Below are 20,461 nucleotides of genomic sequence, written 5' to 3'. Positions count from 1 at the left end.
ATTATTGCCTGTGGGTCAGGCGCAGACCGGCTACGCAGGCCGCCCAGCCAATACCGGCACCCAGCCCGGTAACCAGTAGCGGAATGGCCAGCGCCGCAGCCTCTCCGGAGCTCTCCGCCAGTACCAGAAATCCCAGCTGGCCTGTCAGCACCGGCATGCCGGCGCCGACGAGCAGCCAGCCAATCCATGTCAGCCAGGGCAGCGCGTTCAGCCGTCCTCGCAGGCTGAAGGCCGCTGCCACGCCGATTATCACCCCGACAAGGATCGCTATCAGCACTAGATATCCTCCTCGCGCCTTGGCGCGTCTTCGGTTTCGGGCGGGTCAATCTCGGCCAGCTCTGCGGACGTGGCCATAAGATTGACGAAGGGTTCACGCTCTTCGCGCGGTACCGCAACGCGGGCACGCGAGCGCAGGAGGGCGAACACGCACAAGGCCAGATTGCCCGCCAGGCCGACAAGGAAGAGGCCGCGGCTGGCCAGCGGGCTTTCATAGGCAAAACCGGCAATGAGCGGCCCGACCATCGACCCGGCGGCCCAGAGCAGCAGGACGCCAGAGGCGATGGCGGGCAGTTCCTCCACCTTGGCCCGGTCAGCTGCATGGGCAACTGCCACACCATAATAGCAAAGGCTCGCCGCACCCCAGGCACCCGCCATCACCGCGCCCCAGAGAAGGCCCGGCGTGCTGAACAGCGCCAGCACGCCTGCCATGATGGCGGCAAGGCCCGCGCTGACGGCAATTACCAGCCTCCGGTCAAGCTTGTCGGAGACGCGCCCCACTGGCCACTGCACGATCATGGAGGTGCCGTAGATCACGGCCATGATGAGGGCGGCTGCGCCCGTGGCGCGGGCGGGGTCCAGACTGTCGGCCCAGATCGGTACAAACGCCAGCAGGCCGGAATTGACCAGCCCGGCGGCGAAGGCGGCCACGGCTGCGGTTGGCGCAATGGCAAATAGCCGCCAGGGCGGGGCGCGCTCGCCATCGGGGATGGAAGGCTGGGCGCGCCTTGTGACGGTCATCGGCACCAGCGCCAGCGCCAGGAATATCCCGGCCACGATGAAGCTCTGGGTCAGTTCAAGCCCGGACAGGGCGATGATAAAGGGTCCGAGGATCAGACCGGCCCTGCCGATAATCTGATAGGCGGAAATCACCGCGCCGCGCCGCTGGGACGGGGTGGCATCGGCGATCCAGCTTTCTGCAACCGCAAACAGGCCAGCGGTGCACAAGCCGAAGCCGAAGCGGGCTGCGAGCCACCAGACGACATGGGATTCCAGCGCCAGCATCAGTATCAGCGCCGCTGACAGGCCGGCAAAGGCGGCATAGGCGCGGATATGCCCGATGCGCCGGATCGATCCCGGCGCGATCCAGGCTCCGGCCATGAAGCCCGCCCCGTACGCGGCGGCGACAAGGCCGATGGTGGAGCCTGACCACCCGGCCGCGGCCATCGCCAGCGGCAGCGACACACCCAGCACGCCCACGGAAATCTGGAGCAGCAAGGCGCCGCCGAGGACAGCACCGACATTTCTGTAGATCAGCATGGGCGAGGCAGTCCGGGGCTTGTGATGCGTGACAATTGACGGATGCCAACTCATCACGCCCGGACCACAGGTTCAAGGCTGCGCCCGCAGGCAGGACCGCTTCGCGCTAAAGAAACGCCAGTGCGGGATAGGCAATCGCGTTTGTCAGGCCATGCATCAGCCAGCTGGGCGCGATGGAACCGTCAGCCCGCTTTTCATTGATCCACGCCATCACCCAGCCGCCGGTGAAGCCGACGCCTATCAGGGCTGCCGCCAGAACCGGGTCGAAGGCCGGCCCGCCCGGTGCCACGAAGATCAGAAGGTGGATGGAAGCGAAGATAAGGGCATGGATTGTGTTGCCCACACCAAAGCCCAGCCAGGCGATCAGCCGCTTGGCGATCAGGCCCCGGAACAGGATCTCCTCCGACCCTGATGTTTTGAGGAAGGCGATGATGAGGATGATGGCGATGGTTTCGGGGGTCATGCCCAGCGCCTGAACCCGCCCGGTAACCGTATCAGGGCCGGCGGCAGCATCGGCCAGGCCCGGCAGCATGAACATGGCAATGGTAAGCGGGGCAAATATCAACGCGGCAATCAGTGCTATGCCCATCGCCTTGACGGGCGCACCGTACAGGCCGGCAAATTTCAGAAAGCCGGAGCTCTTGCGTGCAAAAATCAGCCAGACCAGAAAGACAACCAGCAGCGCCAGCGCAATCTGGATGCCAGCATTCATTAATTCCTGAATCATTCCAGCCTCCCGTGTTCTTGCACAGATCGTGGAACGCTTCTGCAAAGTTGGGAAGTTAAATATAGGACAGGAATACTGGGCTTTCGTCTAGCCGAGCCGGGTCAGCCGGGCGGCACCCCAGTCGATGGAGAGAGGCCCGGCTCCGCGCAAGGCAAGATAGAGCCCCAGCGCGCCGGCGATCAGGGCAAAGCTCCATCCTTGCGGCTCGATGGCGATCACGAAGAACACCGCGCACAGGAGTATGCCAAGCCCGGCAAACCTTGTGAGAAAACCGGCCAGCAGAATGACCGGCAGAAGCGTTCCCCACAGGACGAGCTGGAAGGCGATCACTTGCGCATCGGCCATGCCTGTAAACCAGACCGACGCTGCTGCGGCCAGTCCCGGATCGGGACGAAACCAGTTCTGCCAGTCACTCCAGTCGTGTACCGGCAGGGCGTTGGCTCGTGCCCAGCTCCACAAGGCTGCGGCCAGGCCGAGCCGCACGGCCATGCCGACAATGGCATCGATAGGTGTGCTGCCGTGACGGCGCGGTGGCGGGCAGGGCGGACACCATGAATCCATGGGATGGGCACCGGGTCCGGCCGCTTCCCCGGCAGTATCCGCGTAAAGGCTCACAAACCGCGTGGTGCGTTGATCGCGCATCCATCCCCCCATGAGCCGCCATGATAAGCCCGGAGGCGGCCAGCGCAACGGGAACCCTTTGAGGCGGCGAAGCATGCCGGATAGGTATGGCTTTGACGCAACGCGGCGCTATCCGCCCATGACCACGGTGTGCATGAGGCGTCCGGGCAGGAGGGTGAATGCGCCGGGGGTGAGGAGGGCGCCTGCATATAGCGCGATTGCGGTTATGGAGTGCCCCCTCCTGTGCTTCCTGCGGGCGTAGTAGATCAGCCCTGCAAGACCGAACAGCGTTACCGGTACAAATACATGTATCCAGCTCAGCCCGCCGGTTTCCTGAATGAAGATGGCGGTTATGGCCACGACCAGCATGATGCACACCCAGACATAGCCGAGCTGGCGGTGGGGCAAAGTGCCCTTGGGCGCAATCAGCTGGAACGCGCCCAGACCCAGAGCCGCAAGGGCGGCGAGCGTGTGAAGCTGGATATGCCAGGGCGCGCTGGTGAAGGCGTCGATATTCATCGTCCCGACGCCCCTGCCAGACGGATATATTCGATATGATGCATGCCGCTTTCCAGGGTGATGGCCGCAGCGTCAAAAGAGGCCGGGCCGAAGCGGCTGCGCGCACCGGCGCTATATCCGAACCGCTCCGTGGGAATGCGCATGGGCCCGGAATTGAGCCGTCCGTCCGAGTTCTCGTCATGCCATGCGAAGACGGCGTAGACGGACGGGGCAAGCCCTTCAAATAACAGCTCTGCCGGCTCGGTACTGGCCGGGATGCGGGTGCGGGCGGCAGGATCGCGTCCCAGCCAGCTGTCCGCGTCGGCATAGACGGCCACATCCAGCTGGCCCTGAATGCTGGAAAACCCGGTCAGCCTGACGGTCAGGGTGGCGGTTTCCTGCGCGTTGGCGCGATCAAATCCGCCAAGACTGGCAGCCATCGGGATGGCGAAAAGCCCGCCTGCCGTGATGGCAGCGGCCAACTGGACAGCGGTTTTGGCAAGAATGGTCCACATCAGAGTTATTCTCCGTCTCACGGGGTCGTTGGCTGCGGCGCGCGCCGCCTGGCTTTGTGTGACCAGAGATGGCGTGAGGCGCTGCATGCAAGAAGCGGAAATTCGCGTCAGGACTGGACCTGTTCGTGAATGGCGGTAAGCCTTCCACTCCCGCTTCGTGAATGACAGGGAAGGACATAGGGCGTGACTACCGCTTCCTCGCAGACCCTGCGCAAATGGGCGGTCCGGGCGGCCTGGCTGGTCGCGCTGGGAACTTTTCTGGCCATTCTGGGGCCCTACGGAACGGGCCGGGTGGGCTGGCCGCAGGTCTGGGTCTACTGGGTCGGGCTGATTGTGATGGGTGCGGTGGTGGGCTGGACAACCGGGCCTTTGGCCCAGCGCCTGTTTCCCGCTCTTCCCGGCTGGTGCCATTACGTTATCGCCGCGTTTTGCATCTCTGTGCCGGTTACGGCGGCGGTGTTTGCCATCAATGTGTTGATGGCCGGGGCGGTGCACTGGCGCGCCCTGCCTGTAACGTGGTTTTTCGTGCTGGTTGTTTCCGGCTTTGTGGTCGCCATTGCGTGGATTGCACACCATATCGAAGATCTGCGTCAGGCAGCCCGCGCGTCCTCCTCCGGTGCCGTGCCGGCCCGCCCCTCTGACGCCCTGCTGGGCAAGCTGCCCCATCCGCTGCGCAAGGCCCGCATCCTCTCGATGAGCGCGGAGGATCATTATCTGCGGGTGCGCACCGATTCCGGTGAAGCGCTGATCCTGATGCGTCTGTCAGATGGCATCGCGGCGTGCGGGGCGCTTGACGGGGCGCAGGTGCACCGCTCCTGGTGGGTGGCCCGTGATGCGGTGCGCGATGTGAAGAAGGGTGATGGCCGCGGCACCCTCATTCTGGAGGATGGCCGCGAAGTGCCGGTCAGCCGCAGCTTCTACCCGGCCCTTCGCGATGCAGGCTGGTTCTAGGGCCTGTACTCATAAAGGTTTGGAGCGTGATATGCGCGAAAATCGATTAATATCAGGAGCAGGCCCGATGGAAGGGCCGTCCCCTTTCGAGGGACTGCGACACAAGAGTGGGCGATTTTCGCCATACCTCGAAGAGGCGCAGCAGATTTTGTGCCTGACGGCGTCGAGCCGTCCTTGTGGAGGAGTGCTCCACGGCGGCCGTCTCTTCTTGTCAGGCACCAAATCCGCTACCCGTCACGCCCGAACCCTTTATGAGTACAGGCCCTAGGCGGGCCTTGCTACTGGAACATGCCCTCGCGCAGATTGATGCCGTGCTCTGTCCATGCCTTGAGGGCGCACAGCATCTGCATCCAGCCGCTGCAGTTTCCGTAGGAGGCTTTCAGGCCGGCAGGGGTCTGACGCCAGCCTTCCTCGCGGATGGTGACGAGCGTGCGCCCGTCTTCAAGCGCCTCAAACTCCATGGTGGTCCGGACCTTATAGGGCGTGTCGGGATCATCGGAATCCCACTCGAACACGATGCGCTCATTGTCCACGACCTCGATGATATCGACCGGGAAGCGGCCCGGAAAATCGTGGAATGACCAATAGACCACCGTGCCGGTCTTCATGCGCCCCTCGGCCCCGCCGGTCGTGAAATAGCGCGAGAGCGTTTCGGGGTTCACCACCGCCTCAAACACCTCTGACACCGGCCGGGCGATGCGCCCGCCGACCGAGAATTTCAGCTCCATATCCATTTTTCACCTGTCCTGATTGCGGGCTTGCCTTGATGGCACCAAATCATGTTATAAATTTATAACATGTCAAGCACAGATAAAATGGATCGTATTTTCAAGGCTCTGGCCTCGCCTGTCCGGCGGGAATTGCTCGATTGCCTGAAGGATGATCCGCAGACCACAGGCGCGCTGTGCGAGCGCTTTCCTGCGCTGGACCGCTGCACGGTGATGCAGCATCTCAAAGTGCTGGAGAAGGCCGATCTGGTGATCTTCCAGCGCAAGGGCCGCGAGCGCTGGAACCATCTCAACCCGCTGCCGATCCGTCATATCCATGACCGCTGGATCGGACCGCATGCAGAGCGTGCGGTTACCATGCTGGACCGGCTGAAATCGGACTTGGAAGGATAGGGGGCGGGCGTTAGCGCTTGCGCCAGAGGATCAGGGCGCAAGCACCGATCACGGCGATAATGGCGAGAAGCTCCAGAATGGACGCGCCAAGCAGGCGTGGCTCTGCCAGCGGACCCAGCCGCGCCAGTACACCGCCCACCCCGCGTGCGGTTTCTTCTCCGCGAAAGCCCGCAGCGACGGCCAGTGCCACCAGAACCAGGGCGACCAGAACGGCCAGGCGCATCGTGCCGCCAGGATCGCCCGAAGCGTTCTGGCGCGCGCGCGCGGCGCGGGCGCGATGGGTGCGTGAAAGGAAGGGGCGGCGGGTCATGGCGGCACGCTAGCATCCCTGTGGCCGGGTTCAACGCCGGAACGCTTTACTGACTTGCCTTGCCGTGCGGCCGATTTTGAGGCATAACAGGTGGGCACGGGCGGCCGTTTCGGCCCGGCGGAATACTGGAAGACCTCGCGTGAGAACACGCCTACCCCTTCAGCCTTCCCCGCATTGCAAGTCCGTTCGCCGCGACCGGGACGCCGGACGCGACTGAACTCCTGCGCCGGACGCGGCGCGGTACTACGGGAAAGGTTACCCCGAAAATGACGACCGGTACTGTCAAATTCTTCAACACCACCAAAGGCTTTGGCTTCATCACCCCGGATGATGGCGGCAAGGACGTGTTCGTACACATCACCGCTGTCCAGGCCGCCGGCCTGACCGGCCTCAATGATGGCCAGCGCGTGTCTTTCGAGACCGAGCCGGACACTCGCGGCAAAGGCCCCAAGGCCGTTGACCTGCAACTGGCCGACTAGTTTTCAGCCTGCTCCCTGATCAGGGGCAGGGTCTGAGACGCCAGACGAGAAACGCGGAAGGGCAACCTTCCGCGTTTTTTTATGGTCCTGGGGGCAGGGCGAGCGTTATATAATCACAGTTTCGTGGGGAAACCGCGCCAGCACCTTTAATTGTCGGTGTGCGGCGTTAGGATGCCTCCAGAACTTCCTGCCCAATAGAAACACGCACCAAAGGTGAGGATATGATCGACCGTCTGATGTATGGCGCAGCTGCAGCTGCGCTTCTGCTGGCTGCCTGCGAGCAGCCGGCCACCGCGCCGGCCCCGGAGGAAAACGGGGCTGTGGAGTCCCCGGATGCAGCGTCTGAACCGGCTGCTTCGGATGCGGTAGCCGAGCCTGTGGCGCAGGGCGGCGCGATGGCCGCGCTGGAAGGCAATCCGTTCGCCGCCGAGTGGACCGAGAATTTCGGCGCCCCGCCGCTCGACCAGATCCGCGAAGAGCATTTCATGCCGGCCTTCGAGGCGGCCATGGCAGACCATGCGGCCGAGATTGACGCCATCGCGACCAACCCCGAAGCCCCGACCTTTGAAAACACCCTGCTGGCCATGGAGCTGGCCGGGCGCGATCTGTCGCGTATCGGCGCTGTATTTAGCAATCTGGCTGGCTCTGCCTCCAATGACGAGCTGCGCGCCATCCAGCGCGAGGTGAGCCCGATGTTCGCGCGTCACTCTGCCTCGATCACGCTCAATGCCCAGCTGTTCGAGCGTATCGACACGCTGTACCAGACCCGCGCCGAGCTGGGCCTGACCGACCAGCAGGCGCGCCTTCTGGAAGTGACGCACGACAATTTCGTACGCGCCGGCGCCCAGCTTTCCGAAGAGCAGCGTGAGCGCTATGCGGAAATCCGCACCGAGCTCTCCTCGCTCTACACCCAGTTCTCCCAGAACGAGCTGGGCGACCGTGAGCTGTGGACACTGGAACTGCCGCAGGAAGCGCTCGACAATTTGCCCTCCTCCATGGTGAGCGCGGCGCGCTCTGCGGCCCGTGCCCGTGACATGGAAGGTCATATCATCACGCTGGACCGCTCCAGCGTGGAGCCCTTCCTGCAGACCTCGCCGGACCGTGATCTGCGCGAGATCGCCTGGAACGGCTTTTATGAGCGCGGCAATAACGGCAATGAGTTCGATAATAACCAGCTGATCCGTGACATTCTGGTCCTGCGCCGCGAGCAGGCCCAGATGCTGGGCTTTGAAAGCTGGGCCCATTACCGCACCGCCGGCACGATGGCCGAAACGCCGGAAGCCGCAACCGACCTTATGGAGCAGGTCTGGTGGCCGGCCCGCCAGCGCGCGCTGGAAGAGCTGGCTGACATTCAGGCCATGATCGATGCCGAGGGCGGCGAGTACGAGGCCGAGGGCTGGGACTGGCGCTATTACACCGAGCGCGTACGTGCCGAGCGCTATGATCTCGATCCGGCTGAAGTTGCCCAGTATCTCGATCTCAACCGCATGATCGACGCGATGTTCTATACCTCCGAGCGTCTGTTCGGGCTGAGTTTCCACGAGCGTCACGACATTCCGGTCTATCACCCCGATGTGCGGGTGTGGGAAGTCCACAATGCGGATGGCGAGACCATTGCCCTGTTCTACGGCGATTATTTTGCCCGTCCGGGCAAGCGCTCAGGCGCATGGATGAGCGCATTCCGGGCCCAGAACGGCATTACCGGCGAAATCCCGCTGATCCTGAATAACTGCAACTATAACAAGCCGGATGAGGGCGAACCGGCTCTCATCAGCTTCATTGATGCGTCCACGCTCTTCCATGAGATGGGCCACGGCCTGCACGGCATTCTGTCCAATACCGACTTCCCGTCACTTGCGGGTACGTCGGTGGACCGCGATTTCGTGGAGTTCCCGGCCCAGATCCTCGAACACTGGCTGGAGCAGCCGGAAATCCTGCAGCAATTCGCCGTGCACCACGAGACCGGCGAACCCATGCCTATGGAGCTTCTGGAGCGTGTGCTGGCGGCGTCCACCTTCAATGCCGGTTTCGAGAATGTGGAATTCCTCAATTCCGGCTTCATGGACATGGCCTTCCACCTGCACGAAGACCCGGCGAATATCGACGTTCAGGCGTTCGAGCAGGAGATTCTGGAAAGCCGCCAGAATCTGCGCCAGATCCCGATGCGTCACCGTTCCACCCACTTCCTGCACAGCTTCTCCGGCGAGGGCTATGCGGCGGGCTATTACAGCTATCTGTGGGCTGGCGTGCTCGACAATGACGGCTTTGCCGCCTTTGAAGAGGCCGGTGACATCTTCGATCCGGAAACCGCGCAGCGCCTCTACGAGGTGTTCTCCGGCGGGAATACGCGTCCTGCGATGGACATGTATACCGGCTTCCGCGGGCGTGAGCCTTCGGTGGAGCCGCTGCTGCGCAACCGGGGCCTGCTGACCGAGGTTGAAGGCTAGTCTTTCCGGCCAGCTGAGCATGAAAGAGGCGCGCTTCCAGCCGGGAGCGCGCCTTTTTCTCGCGGCCGTCCCGGCGGTCAGGTACCGAAATAACCTTTCAGATTGCGCGCCGCCTGGCGGATGCGCTGCTCGTTCTCGACCAGTGCCAGGCGGATATGGGTATCACCGCGCTCGCCAAAGCCGAGACCGGGGGCCACCGCCACGCCGGTCTTCTCCATCAGGTCCTTGGCAAACTCCACCGAACCCATATGGGCAAAGCGCTCCGGGATGGGCGCCCAGGCAAACATGGTGGCAGGAGGGGAGGGAATGTCGAAGCCCGCCCGGCCAAAGCTTTCCACCAGCACATCGCGGCGCTTTTTATAGGTTTCGCGTGCGACAGCGACATGATCCTGCGGACCATCGAGCGCGGCGACAGCCGCGATCTGGACGGGCGTGAAGGCGCCGTAATCGAGATAGGATTTGACCCGTTTGAGCGCCGCGATAAGGCGCGCCGACCCGGCGGCGAAGCCGATGCGCCAGCCGGGCATGGAATAGGTTTTCGACATGGAGGTGAACTCCACCGCCACGTCGCGCGCGCCCTCGATCTGCAGGATGGAAGGCGGCGGGTTGCCGTCGAAATAAATCTCCGAGTAGGCAAGGTCGGAGATGAGGACGATATCGTTGGCTTTGGCGACCTTCACCGCCTCGCGGTAAAAATCGAGATCGACAACCTGCGCTGTCGGGTTGGACGGGAAGTTCAGCACCATGGCGCTGGGTGCTGGCACCGAGCGTTTGCAGGCCGTTACCGCGTCAGCCAGGAATTGTTCAGGGCTGGCGAAGCTGACGGCTCTGACCGCCGCGCCCGCAATGATGAAGCCGAACATGTGGATGGGGTAGGAGGGGTCCGGCACGATGATGACATCGCCCGGCGCGGTAATGGCTTGTGCGAGATTGGCCAGCCCCTCCTTGGAGCCGAGCGTGACGCACACTTCGGTTTCCGGGTTGAGGCACACATCAAAACGGCGCTCATAGTAGCGGGTAAAGGCCCGGCGCAGGGCCGGCACGCCCTGGCTCGCCGAATAGCGGTGGGCGCGCGGGTCGGCGGCGACCTCTTTGAGCTTCTCGATGATGTGCGGCGCCGGCGCGAGATCAGGATTGCCCATGCCGAAATCGATGATGTCGCGCCCATCCTTGCGCCAGGCTGCCTTCATCCGGTTGACCTCGGCGAAGACGTAAGGCGGCAGGCGGCGTTCGCGGTAAAACGGGTCGTTGCCGGGCTGGCTCATGGCTGTCTATTCCTCGTCCCTGACAGGCTTTTTACGCGAGAAAATACGTTTGACGGAATCGGCATTGGCGTGACCCAGCGCGCCCTGCTGGAATACAGATGCCGCGCCCCAGAGCACCAATACCAGCGTGAGGAGCATCACCGCGCTGGTGCCGGCAATCTCCCACAAGGGCGGATTTGATGGCAGGCGCGCAATCATGATGAAGGGCGTCCAGATTGGCACCCATGACACGATCTGCACCGCCACCGAGTCGATGGAACGCATGGCGAAGACGAGGATCATCAGGGGCAGCATGAGCACGAGGATGAGCGGGCTCATCAGGGTCTGGGCATCGTGCAAGGTTTCGCACAGCGAACCCAGCGCCAGGAAGATGGCGCCGTACATGAGATAGCCAACGAGGAAATAGCCCAGTGCCGCCAGGAAGAGACCCGGCTGTATTGCCTCGCCGATGAAGCCGGCAATCTCCGGATCCATGCCCTGCAGGAAGGTGCCGGCGATCAGCATGACGCTGGTGCCGATAAGCCCCCAGACGGCAAATAGGGTGAAGGAGACGGCGGCTACGCCCAGGAGCTTGCCGATCAGCAGATCACGCACCCGCACGGTGGACAGCAGCAGCTCGATGATCTTGCCGCCCTTTTCCTCGATCAGGCTGGTCAGCAGCATGTTGGCGACCGAGAAAATTGCCGTCCACAACATGATGGCCAGGATCACGGCGACCACAAACGGTGCCCAGTCGGCGGCGCCCACCTCGCTATCATCGACCGTAGCCGGGTTGAGGCTGCGCATTTCCGGTTCGAGTGAGGAGAGCTGGCGTATCTCGGCCGGGTCCAGCCCGCGTGCGGCCAGCGCCTGCTCGCGCACATGATCGCGAAGGGCGCGCCGGGCCGCTCCGGCCAGGCTCTGCTCGGTCACATTGGTGGAGTAGTAGTTTATCAGCGGGAGCTCCGAACCGGCTTCCCGGCTGATAAACACCGCTGCAAAAAGACTGCGCGGTCCCTCAGGGGTGTCCACGCGCTGATCCCCGGTCAGATAGGGGCGCAGCGCGTCAATCGTGCGTGCCGGAGCCTCCAGCCGGATCAGCCGTCCGGTGCTGGCAGCGATCATGTCGGCACTGCCTTCCATGCCGAGGATTTCCAGCGCGCCGTCCAGCCCGTCCAGTCCCACCGGGTCGGCGTCGAAGGCGGCCAGCGCGCGTTCACGCGTGCGGGTATCCACCGAGACGGCCGCGGCAGCCTCCAGCGCAGCGCGGGTCTGCTCGCGGCGTTCGCGCTCGATGGACGCCTGGATCACGCCATCCAGCCCGCTATTGGTGTCGTCGATAATGACGTAATGGCGTACAGGCTCGGCTGACTGGATCAGCGCGGGAATGGATGCGCCCACCAGCATGAAAAGCGGGACCGACGCCAGCGACAGCCAGAAGCCCCATGTCGCGACATAGGAGAGATATTCGCGGCAGGCGATGAGGTAGATGGCGCGCATGGCTTACTGGCCTTCCACGGGCTGGAGAGGGTCGCCGGCCGATACCAGCCGGACAAAGGCGTCGTGAAGATGGGGCCGAACAGGCTCAAAGCGTGTAAGGCGTACACCCGCTTCGACGCAGGTTCGAAGCACGTGCTGCGGGTCGATGCCGGGTTTCAGGGCGATCTGCCAGAGCGCGGCCCCGTCGGCGTCATTATCCAGCCGCTCAACCTCACCAAATTTCGAGAGCAGGGCGCTGATATCATCGTCAGAATCAACGCCGATCGTGACAAGGCGCGGTACGACGCCAAGCGCCTCATCGACCTTGCCGTCGAAAATCTTCTCTCCGCGCGCCATCAGCACGATGCGGTCGCAGATACGCTCGGCCTGCGCCATGACATGGGTGGAGAATAATATGGTGCGCCCGGCGGCAGCCTGTTCGAGGATCACATCCTCCAGCATGGCCTGATTGACCGGATCAAGCCCCGAGAAGGGCTCATCAAGGATGATGAAATCAGGCTCGTGAATGATGGCCGCGATGATCTGGACCTTCTGGGCCATGCCCTTGGAGAGTTCCTTGATCTTCTTGCCTGCGCTGGCGGCAAGGCCGAAGCGCTCCAGCGAGGCGGCTGCCCTGCGGCGCGCTTCGGCGGCGGGAACGCCCTTCAGGCGCGCAAACAGCGCGATCACCTGCTCGGCGGTCATCTTGCGGTAGACGCCGCGCTCCTCAGGCAGGAAGCCGACCCGGTCGAGCGTCTTCAGCGTGGGAGGCGCGCCGAAGAGCAGGGCCTCTCCAGCGTCCGGGCGGATAATGCCCAGCGCCATGCGCAGCGTCGTCGTCTTGCCCGCGCCGTTGGGGCCGAGAAAGCCGGTTATGGATCCGGCCGGCACGGAGAAGCTGACATCCCTGACGGCAGGAAAGCCGGAAAAGGTCTTGGTCAGGCCGCTGACATCGAGGGCGGGCGTTGTCATGGTCAAAAATCCGTTGGTCTGGCAGGAATTCGTACTATGTCCGGGCTGTGTTTAGGGCGCGTGTCAGGGCCTGTCATCCCGGACCCGGTTGAAATAGCGTCACCTGACCAGGATTTAATCTCAGGAGCTGCCATCCATGCCGCGAAATGAGCCCGTCCCGCTGGATTTTGCAACGCTGCGCCCGCCGCGCAAGCCGCGCTGGTTCCTGGTTCTGCCTGAAGGGTATGAAAGCCTTGCGCAGCCACACTTGCGCAGCACACCCGTAGCGATGGCACCTGTGGACGCACTGGCGCGCTTCAAGGCGATTGCCCTTCATGCACCGCGCACGCGCCTCGTCCACGAGGCTGGTCTGCAGATCGAGCTGGAGCAGAAAAGCGCGGTCTGGCGCTTTACGGACAAGATTACGGTCGAGGCCATCGAAGCGGGGCCGGGCTTTAGCGCCCTTGCCATCTATTCGCGCGCGCTTCTGGGCTTTTATGATTTTGGCGTGAACCGCAAACGCGTCACGCGCTGGCTGGATGCCTTCTACGCGGCGGGCAGCGCGAAATAGAGCAGGTCCAGCGAGGGCGGCTCGGTGACGCCCAGCTGGCGTAATATGTGACTGGCCTGGCCGCGATGATGGGTCTGGTGATTGAACAAATGGGCGAGGATCACGCCCAGCGGCAATTCCTTGGCCTCACCGCGCGTATTGCCGTACTGGATAACCGTGTTGAAGCTCGCCGGGTCAAGGCCCGCGACATAGGCGATCAGGCGCTGATCCTCGGCTTCGCGCGCGGCGCGCAGCTCACCGAAATTTTCATAGAGAATGGTGTCGAGGCGGGCGGGCGCCTCGCCTTCGCCGGTCAGCCGGTAGAGCCATATCCGGTCGGCCACCAGCAGATGATTGAGCGTGCCGTGAAGGCTGCGGAAATAGGCTTTCACTTCTTTCTTGCGCTCGGTGTCTTTGAGCGCGGTCGCCGCATCATAGAGCCGGGCATTGGCCCAGGCATTATAGGCTGCAAAGCGGCGGAAATGGTCGTGCACGGCTCTGTTATCCCTCGCTGATGGCGGGTCTGGCTGATATCAGGTGTAGAGCACGCGGCGGCCAGGGCAAATCCCGGCCCGCATATGCCCCGCCGGAATAGTGGCCTTTAGCGCTAGCGGCGCGCAATGGCGGGCTGGACGGCAAATTGCGGCGCGATCTTCAGATCACTGGCCCATTTTAGCTTTTCAAACAGCAAGAGCAGCGTGCCGTTATAGTCCACGACGCGGTTGATGAGCCCTTTGCGCGGCAGGTGCAGGGCGCTTTGGGGATGCTCGTGGTGATGATCGTGAATGGCCTCGCCGCCGGTCAGCAGGGCCAGCGTCCAGTCCAGCCAGGCCGGGGTCTTGAGATGGCCGAACACGTTCACGCCCAGCGTGGTGGCGTGGAACTGCACCCCGCGCGCCGTGACGGCAGCGGCATGGAGCAGGAAGGCCAGAAGGAGTGAACCGCCTGACAGGAAGACTGCCAGATAGATCAGGGCCGGGATCACCAGATGCACCACCAGCGACAGCCAGTTATAGTGATGGTCCACCCATTTCACGCCCGGCATGTCGCGCAGCCACATGGCCAGCGGGCGCTCCAGATCGTTGGGGTCGCGGAAGATGATCCAGCCGAACCACGCCCACACCTTGCTTTCATGCGGGTTGTGCGGATCGCCGGGCTTGTCCGACAGGCGGTGATGCTGGGAGTGGTAATTGATCCAGTCCTTGAACCGGCCCTGCATGGCGATCACGCAATTGAGCGCGGTCAGCATCTGGGCAGGCCAGTTCAGCTCGCCGGAGCGGTGCTGCCAGATACGGTGCAGGACGCCGATACCGAAATTGCAGATTACCAGCGTGACCGCGCCGACAGCCATGGTCAGCGGCACATACCACCAGTGGAAAGTGAGGCTCTCAAGCGCGAGGCCGAGCGTGATGGCGCCGATCATGCCGATGACACCAATGGCCGGATAGATCAGGGCGGCAAACACGCTGGTCCAGTCCAGATTGCCCCAGCTTTTCTCAATGGCTTCCGAGCGGGGGCGGGCAATGATTTTCGTCAAACTCAAACCTCAGGCTTCAGCAGGGAACGGATCGCACCCGGATGAGCGCGTGACCCAAAAGCTGGCATGATCTGGCGGGTCTGACCAGACGGTTTGGCTATCATAGCCTCATCAAATTGACGTCATTATGACCGCCAAGTTCATACGCGTACGGCTCGACGCCGCAGCCCCTATCGGCTATGCGACGGGAAACACTTGCGCGCCGGGCCGGAATCGCCGCCCGGCGCAGACAACCAATCCGGGAGGGACTACCCCATGAGCGACAGCGTGTATCCGGCCGGCAATCTGATGAAGGGCAAGCGCGGGCTTGTCATGGGTGTGGCCAACAAGAACTCGATTGCCTGGGGCATTGCCCAGCAGCTCGCCGCCCAGGGCGCAGAACTGGCTTTCTCCTATCAGGGTGAAGAGCTGGAAAAGCGTGTGCGCCCGCTGGTGGAAAGCCTGCCTGGCGAACCCTTCATGGTCACGGCTGATGTCACCGATGATGCCTCCATGGACGCGTGCTTTGCCGCGCTGGAGAAAAAGTGGGGCAAGATGGACTTCCTCGTCCACGCCATTGCCTTTGCCGGCAAGGACGAGCTGAAAGGCTCCTTTACCCACAACACGACGCGCGAGGGCTTCAAGCGCGCGATGGACGTGTCGGCCTTCTCGTTTGTGGATGCGGCCAAGCGCGCCAGCGCGCTGATGCCGGACGGGGGCGCGATGGTCTCCATGACCTATCTGGGGTCAGAGCGCGTGGTGCCGAACTACAATGTGATGGGCGTGGCCAAGGCGGCGCTGGAAGCCTCCACCCGCTATATTGCACGGGATCTCGGTCCGCAGGGCATCCGTGTGAACGCCATTTCGGCCGGTCCGATGCGTACCCTCGCCATGGCGGGCATTTCGGGCGGACGCACGCTGATGAAGACCGGCAAGGACTGGTCGATGCTCAAAGAAGACACCCGCATGGAAGGCGTGGCCGGGTCCGCGCTCTACCTCCTGTCCGACCTTGGCCATTCGTGCACGGGTGAAGTGCTCCACGTCGATGCCGGCTTCCACGCGGTCGGCGTGCCGGACCTCGGCGAAGACGACTGAATATCAAGTATTTCTTTCGCGCCGGTTGAGGCGGGTATGATGGTCTGATAGTCTCCGTAGCTCGCAGAAGCTGCGGGGACGCCCCATCATGCTCGACAATAAAGAACCTGTCTCTATAGATGAGACGGGGAAAACCTCTTTTGACGATATATATACATCGCCTGATCCACGCCAGTATTTCCACCGGCTCTGCAGGCATAACTATCTGATCGCGGAGTGCGCGGCACCTGTATTTCGCGAATGTTATGAGCGCATTCGCGCTGCCCGGCGGCTCAAGCGGCTGCAAGTGACCGATGTGGGCTGTTCCTACGGGATCAACGCGGCCCTGCATAAATTCCCGCTATCGGTATCGCGCCTTCACGCCCACTACACCGCCCGTCTTGTTGGCGGGCTGGATGCTGATGCCCTGCTGGCCGAGGATCAGGCCTGGTATCGTGCCCTGCCGCTCATCGATGATCTGGTCTTTACGGGGCTGGACAGCTCCGGCCCGGCGATCAGCTATGCCCGCGCTGCCGGGCTGCTGGATTTTGGCCTGGCCTGTGATCTGGAGACTGACGATGGCAGCCTGCCGCCCGAGCATGACGAGGCGCGGGTCTTTGCCCATAGCGATATCGTCATATCAACCGGGGCGGTGGGCTATGTCGGAGCGCCGACCTTTACCCGTATCGCCGAGGCGGCAGCAGGCAAGCAGCCCTGGATGGCGCTGTTCGTGCTGCGCCAGTTTCCCATGGACGATATCAGCGCCGCCATGCGCGGGTTTGGCTATGTCACCGAAAAGCTGGATGGGTTTGCCTTTCCGCAGCGCCAGTTCACCGGCGCGGAGGAGCGGGCCGGTGCCATCTCGCGGTTGAAGAAAGTCGGCCGCAAGCCCCTTCCTATGGAGGAGGCAGGCTGGTTCGCGGCCGAATTTTTCCTGCTCAGGCCAGAGGCGGAAGCGGCGAAGGCACCGCTCAACGGCCTTCTGGGTCCGGCGGCCCTGTCCTGCGCGGTGCGGGTCTAGATCCGGTATTTCATCCCCATCAGGGGCCGCGCTCTGGCTCCTTTCATATCCTCGCCATTCCTGCACCAGCGACGCGCTCTACGTAGACGCCGTCTTCTAAGCAGTTGGCGGGCTGGACATCGCCGAAGAAGGTTAGAAATTTCAAACGAATCTCAAAGAGCAGAGGTTAGTTATTTTGATTTCTGAAAATTAATCTGTATCCCCGCAAAGAGAATGGTAGGGAAATTTGTTGCTGGAGAATTGGAGTCACAGGATGAAGCACCCAATCACAGTCGTTTTGCTATTCATCTTCCTTGCAGGATTGCTATTTGCCGGGTCAGCATCTCAGGGTCAGGAGGAGACCGCTGCTGAGCACCGACTGCGCATCATCGATCTGACGCCACGCTTTGTTGCGTTCTATGACGCCGCCGAGGGGCTCGATCCCGACGAGCGTTGGGCTTTGTGGGAAGAGATGTACCGGTTTGCTGCCGTTCCTCCCACACCTGAAGGCCAAACCATGGCGCGTTCGCTGCTGGATCAGGCCTGGCCACACTATGAGGGTGTCATTGACGCGTTGCGGCTAGGCGCAGAGGAACTGGGTTACGATGCCGAAGAGAGTTTTCTCCGCGTCGCTGAGCTGTTTGATGCCGCAGACACACCCTTGGAGGTACAGGTTCTTTATTTCGTTGGCGGATTTGAACGCAATGCCTTCATGGCGGGCAACGCGCCTCCCATGGTAGCCCTGCCGGTGGAGAACGGCGTTGAGTATCTGGAGATAACCGGCCCGCATGAACTAATCCATGCGGTTCATGTCCAGCTTTCCGGATCGTCCGGCGGGTGGGAACGTTCAGTGGCCAACGCCATCCTCTCCGAAGGTCTAGCCATGCGCGGTACACAAGCGCTCTATCCTGACCTCCCGGCCACACGCCATCTGGCCGCTAGTGAGGAGTGGATCGCAGAGATGGCAGCTAACGAGACCGGTATACTGGAAGGTTTGCGTCCCCTCCTCACTCAGTCAGACTCCCAGACCATTGGCGCAGTATTGATGGGGCCCGGTCCTTCAGGACAGCACCGGGAGGCGTACTACGCAGGTTGGGTTCTGACCGCACAACTGCTCGACGAGGGCTGGACCTTTAGTCGCCTTGCACGGATCCCCGACGAGGACATGCCAGACCTGCTGGACGGGGCCATAGCACGGCGTCTTGATCAGGATCGCTAGCCCGAAGTTCACATCCTGAACTTCATACCCATCAGGGGCCGCAATATCGCGATGCGTGATGCGGCCTCTGACAGGGCCCAGCTGCCTAACAGCGTGATCGCGGCGACGATCAGGAACTCCCCCGGACCCGTCAGGCGCCAGCCCCACGCCGTGATCAGATAGATCGCGCTGACCGTGATCGTCTGATGCAGGATGAAGACCGGGAAGATCAGCACGTTGAGCCGCGAAAGCAGGGCTGAGCCTGAGCGGATCAGCCGCCGGGCGAGCCAGATCAGCGTGACGATCATCCACCAGGCATAGGCAAGGCGCATTACGCGCCAGAGCGTCGCCTCCGCAGGATTGGCAAAGCGCGCATCGAAATCGAGATAGGCAAAGACCAGAAGCGCGCCGCCTGCGACCGTCAGGCCGAGCGCCAGCCTGCCCACCCTGTCCACCACCTGCCAGAAACCTTCTGATCTGGCGGCCAGCGCCCCGAAGATCACGAAGCTCAGCGAGTAGGCGTGGGTCGCCCAGTCGCGGGTGAGATTGTGTGTGGTCGGGAAGCTGTCAGCGAGCGTGAAGCGGATCAGCAATAGAGGCAGGACGGGCAGGATGAGGAAGGCGATGAGGCCTGCATTCCCCTGCCACACCCGCTCCAGCCGCAAGCGCGCCAGCTTGCCCGTATGGGGCAGGAAGGGCGCGAGGATCAGCGCGTAGACGAAGATGTAGGCGACATACCAGAGATGGTTCCAGGTCGGCGTGACGATCGAGAACGCGCTGCCAAAATCGAGATATTGCGGCCAGAAGGCGAGCAAGCCGGGTTCGATCTCGCCATTGGTACGCAGCTCGAAATAGGCTTGCGGCATCACGATCACGGCCATGCCAAAGACGAGCGGCACGAAGAGCCGCCAGACACGCTCCAGCATGAACCGGCCTGAGCCAAGCTTTGCTGCCAGCATCGCCATTGCGACGCCGGAGATGAAGAAGAGCAAAGGCAGACGCCACGGGCTCATCAGCATCATGGGTAGTTCCAGCGTGTCGCCCGCATAGGCGCTTTTGACGTGCCAGCCCCACGTCACATAACCCATGCCGGTGTGATAGAGGATCAGCATGGCGAAGGCGAAGACGCGCAAGGCGTCGAGATCCGGGCGGCGGGCGGAAGGCGGTGTATCGATCATGGTGCAGGTCCGAAAGCTGAAGGAAACTCGCCTGCCGTTCTGTGTCTGATCGGAACCTTCGTCGCGCGGTATGTGATGAAACCTGCCCCTCGCGTGATGGCGGTATGCAGTGCAGGGGCGGGCGGCGCCTGATCGGGGACAGGCGGCATTGCCGGAATCGCCATGTGCCGCCATGCTTCGCGCCATGACGGCACACAATACCGCCCTTGATCCACAGCGCCGCGCCGAACGCCGGGCCGGTCTTCAGGCCGGGCTGATCTTCGCTGCCTTTGCCAGCGCCTCGGTGACGGTGAATGCGCTGTCGATCAATAGCGAGCTGGCGCGCGGCGCGACCGCCTTCAACCCGGCGCAAGCCTGGCTGTTGGAGCTGACGAGCCTTGTCGTGCTGCTGGCGCTGGTACCGGCGGTGATTGCGCTCGACCGGCGTATTCCGCTGGCGCTGGGCTGGCGGGTCGCCCTGCCCTTGCACCTCATCGCCGCGCTCGCCTTCACCACCGCCCATGTCTGGGGGATGATGCTGCTGCGCGAATGGCTGTGGCCGTTCGTCATCGGGGGGAGCTATTCGTATTTCGATCTTCTGGTGCGCGATTTCATCTATGAGGCGCGCAAGGATTTCCTCGCCTATGCGACGCTGGTGCTGGTGCTGCGCCTGGCCCGGCGGATCGAGGATTACCGGCTGGAACTGGCTGAGGGCCATGCGCGGGCCAAGGACGAGGCGCTGATCGTTCTCAAATGCGGCGGGCGCGAGCTGCGCCTGCCTGCCGCTGAGATCATCTCGGCGGAAGCGGCAGGCAATTATGTCGAGGTCGCCACCCCCACCGGCTCCCATCTGGCGCGCATCACGCTGGGCGGGCTGGAGACGCTGCTGAAGGAGGCCGGGGCCGATCCTGTGCGGGTGCATCGCTCCCGCCTCGTCGCCCGCCCCGCCGTGCGCGAAATCATCCCCGGCGAGAGCGGGGACGCGATTGCCGTGCTTTCCAGCGGTGCGCGCATACCTGTCAGCCGCCGCTACCGGGCGGGTCTGAGCGGGGGCTAACCCTCCATTCTTTGCCGTCAGACGCAATCT

General features: G+C 62.8%; 23 protein-coding genes. 9 read left to right on the top strand and 14 right to left on the bottom strand.

The annotated features are described in order from the left end of the window. Position 1: 1 nt before the first annotated feature. The 6 genes from ACQ5ID_RS07405 to ACQ5ID_RS07380 form a co-directional block, all read right to left on the bottom strand. Entirely contained in the window at positions 2–277 is a 276-nt protein-coding gene (locus ACQ5ID_RS07405; RefSeq protein ID WP_429911813.1) for a hypothetical protein, read from the bottom strand. Continuing rightward, positions 277–1,536 (bottom strand): MFS transporter, encoded by a 1,260-nt coding sequence (locus ACQ5ID_RS07400; RefSeq protein WP_429911812.1) that lies wholly within the window; start codon positions 1,534–1,536, stop codon positions 277–279. The genes ACQ5ID_RS07405 and ACQ5ID_RS07400 overlap by 1 nt, the downstream gene beginning before the upstream one ends. Positions 1,537–1,642: 106 nt before the next feature. Further along, on the bottom strand, positions 1,643–2,263 hold the full coding sequence (locus tag ACQ5ID_RS07395) for a CPBP family glutamic-type intramembrane protease (protein WP_429911811.1): 621 nt from the start codon (positions 2,261–2,263) through the stop codon (positions 1,643–1,645). A gap of 87 nt (positions 2,264–2,350) precedes the next feature. After that, positions 2,351–2,905 carry a hypothetical protein gene (locus tag ACQ5ID_RS07390; RefSeq protein WP_429911810.1) on the bottom strand — a complete coding sequence of 185 codons (555 nt, stop codon included), beginning with the start codon at positions 2,903–2,905 and terminating at the stop codon, positions 2,351–2,353. 108 nt (positions 2,906–3,013) lie between these two features. Further along, positions 3,014–3,403: a DUF2306 domain-containing protein gene (locus ACQ5ID_RS07385; protein WP_429911809.1), complete on the bottom strand. Its 390-nt coding sequence runs from the start codon at positions 3,401–3,403 to the stop codon at positions 3,014–3,016. After that, the gene (locus ACQ5ID_RS07380) at positions 3,400–3,897 is read right to left on the bottom strand and encodes a DUF2141 domain-containing protein (RefSeq protein ID WP_429911808.1); all 498 of its coding nucleotides are present in this window, start codon (positions 3,895–3,897) and stop codon (positions 3,400–3,402) included. Before ACQ5ID_RS07380 ends, ACQ5ID_RS07385 begins: the two co-directional genes overlap by 4 nt. 183 nt (positions 3,898–4,080) lie before the next feature. Here ACQ5ID_RS07380 and ACQ5ID_RS07375 point away from each other — a divergent pair, with 183 nt between their 5' ends. Next, a complete protein-coding gene (locus ACQ5ID_RS07375) occupies positions 4,081–4,848 on the top strand; it encodes a LytTR family DNA-binding domain-containing protein (protein ID WP_429911807.1) in 768 nt (255 codons plus the stop codon). Between the two features lie 278 nt (positions 4,849–5,126). On the opposite strand, the gene ACQ5ID_RS07370 is transcribed toward ACQ5ID_RS07375, so the two are convergent. Beyond that, complete coding sequence (locus ACQ5ID_RS07370) at positions 5,127–5,576, bottom strand: SRPBCC family protein (RefSeq protein WP_429911892.1); 450 nt, start codon at positions 5,574–5,576, stop codon at positions 5,127–5,129. Positions 5,577–5,645: 69 nt separating this feature from the next. On the opposite strand from ACQ5ID_RS07370, the gene ACQ5ID_RS07365 reads away from it, so the two are divergent. Then, positions 5,646–5,969, top strand: a complete 324-nt coding sequence (locus ACQ5ID_RS07365; protein WP_429911806.1) for an ArsR/SmtB family transcription factor — start codon at positions 5,646–5,648, stop codon at positions 5,967–5,969. A 10-nt stretch (positions 5,970–5,979) separates the two neighbouring features. Here ACQ5ID_RS07365 and ACQ5ID_RS07360 read toward each other — a convergent pair whose 3' ends face one another. Next, entirely contained in the window at positions 5,980–6,279 is a 300-nt protein-coding gene (locus tag ACQ5ID_RS07360; RefSeq protein ID WP_429911805.1) for a hypothetical protein, read from the bottom strand. 266 nt (positions 6,280–6,545) lie between these two features. Between ACQ5ID_RS07360 and ACQ5ID_RS07355 the strand changes: the two genes are divergently transcribed. Together ACQ5ID_RS07355 and ACQ5ID_RS07350 are read left to right on the top strand one after the other, a co-directional pair. Further along, complete coding sequence (locus ACQ5ID_RS07355; protein ID WP_127568954.1) at positions 6,546–6,758, top strand: cold-shock protein; 213 nt, start codon at positions 6,546–6,548, stop codon at positions 6,756–6,758. 221 nt (positions 6,759–6,979) lie between these two features. Further along, positions 6,980–9,205, top strand: a complete 2,226-nt coding sequence (locus tag ACQ5ID_RS07350; protein WP_429911804.1) for a M3 family metallopeptidase — start codon at positions 6,980–6,982, stop codon at positions 9,203–9,205. Positions 9,206–9,282: 77 nt separating this feature from the next. Here ACQ5ID_RS07350 and ACQ5ID_RS07345 read toward each other — a convergent pair whose 3' ends face one another. The 3 genes from ACQ5ID_RS07345 to ACQ5ID_RS07335 are packed head-to-tail and all read right to left on the bottom strand — an operon-like array spanning position 9,283 to position 12,900. Continuing rightward, positions 9,283–10,470 carry an LL-diaminopimelate aminotransferase gene (locus tag ACQ5ID_RS07345; RefSeq protein ID WP_429911803.1) on the bottom strand — a complete coding sequence of 396 codons (1,188 nt, stop codon included), beginning with the start codon at positions 10,468–10,470 and terminating at the stop codon, positions 9,283–9,285. Between the two features lie 6 nt (positions 10,471–10,476). Further along, positions 10,477–11,949: an ABC transporter permease gene (locus tag ACQ5ID_RS07340; RefSeq protein ID WP_429911802.1), complete on the bottom strand. Its 1,473-nt coding sequence runs from the start codon at positions 11,947–11,949 to the stop codon at positions 10,477–10,479. A 3-nt stretch (positions 11,950–11,952) separates the two neighbouring features. Further along, a complete protein-coding gene (locus ACQ5ID_RS07335) occupies positions 11,953–12,900 on the bottom strand; it encodes an ABC transporter ATP-binding protein (RefSeq protein ID WP_429911801.1) in 948 nt (315 codons plus the stop codon). Positions 12,901–13,036: 136 nt separating this feature from the next. Between ACQ5ID_RS07335 and ACQ5ID_RS07330 the strand changes: the two genes are divergently transcribed. Then, on the top strand, positions 13,037–13,450 hold the full coding sequence (locus ACQ5ID_RS07330; protein ID WP_429911800.1) for a DUF1499 domain-containing protein: 414 nt from the start codon (positions 13,037–13,039) through the stop codon (positions 13,448–13,450). Here ACQ5ID_RS07330 and ACQ5ID_RS07325 read toward each other — a convergent pair. Further along, the gene (locus ACQ5ID_RS07325; RefSeq protein WP_429911799.1) at positions 13,426–13,923 is read right to left on the bottom strand and encodes a DinB family protein; all 498 of its coding nucleotides are present in this window, start codon (positions 13,921–13,923) and stop codon (positions 13,426–13,428) included. The genes ACQ5ID_RS07330 and ACQ5ID_RS07325 overlap by 25 nt on opposite strands. A 113-nt stretch (positions 13,924–14,036) precedes the next feature. Then, a complete protein-coding gene (locus ACQ5ID_RS07320) occupies positions 14,037–14,966 on the bottom strand; it encodes an acyl-CoA desaturase (RefSeq protein WP_429911798.1) in 930 nt (309 codons plus the stop codon). Positions 14,967–15,221: 255 nt separating this feature from the next. Between ACQ5ID_RS07320 and ACQ5ID_RS07315 the strand changes: the two genes are divergently transcribed. The 3 genes from ACQ5ID_RS07315 to ACQ5ID_RS07305 all read left to right on the top strand — a co-directional run bounded on the left by ACQ5ID_RS07315 (position 15,222) and on the right by ACQ5ID_RS07305 (position 18,238). Next, positions 15,222–16,040 carry an enoyl-ACP reductase FabI gene (locus ACQ5ID_RS07315; RefSeq protein ID WP_429911797.1) on the top strand — a complete coding sequence of 273 codons (819 nt, stop codon included), beginning with the start codon at positions 15,222–15,224 and terminating at the stop codon, positions 16,038–16,040. An 88-nt stretch (positions 16,041–16,128) separates the two neighbouring features. After that, positions 16,129–17,040, top strand: a complete 912-nt coding sequence (locus ACQ5ID_RS07310) for a class I SAM-dependent methyltransferase (RefSeq protein ID WP_429911796.1) — start codon at positions 16,129–16,131, stop codon at positions 17,038–17,040. 253 nt (positions 17,041–17,293) lie between these two features. Next, entirely contained in the window at positions 17,294–18,238 is a 945-nt protein-coding gene (locus tag ACQ5ID_RS07305; protein ID WP_429911795.1) for a hypothetical protein, read from the top strand. Positions 18,239–18,246: 8 nt separating this feature from the next. Here the strand turns inward: ACQ5ID_RS07305 and ACQ5ID_RS07300 are convergent, their stop codons facing one another. Then, entirely contained in the window at positions 18,247–19,395 is a 1,149-nt protein-coding gene (locus tag ACQ5ID_RS07300) for an acyltransferase family protein (protein WP_429911794.1), read from the bottom strand. Between the two features lie 184 nt (positions 19,396–19,579). On the opposite strand from ACQ5ID_RS07300, the gene ACQ5ID_RS07295 reads away from it, so the two are divergent. Then, positions 19,580–20,431 (top strand): LytTR family DNA-binding domain-containing protein, encoded by an 852-nt coding sequence (locus ACQ5ID_RS07295; protein ID WP_429911793.1) that lies wholly within the window; start codon positions 19,580–19,582, stop codon positions 20,429–20,431. Positions 20,432–20,461 lie beyond the last annotated feature (30 nt).

This window comes from Glycocaulis sp. (assembly GCF_050485565.1).
Taxonomy (GTDB): domain Bacteria; phylum Pseudomonadota; class Alphaproteobacteria; order Caulobacterales; family Maricaulaceae; genus Glycocaulis.
The sequence above is the reverse complement of the archived record's forward strand: the minus strand, read 5'-3'. Positions and strand labels throughout refer to the sequence as shown.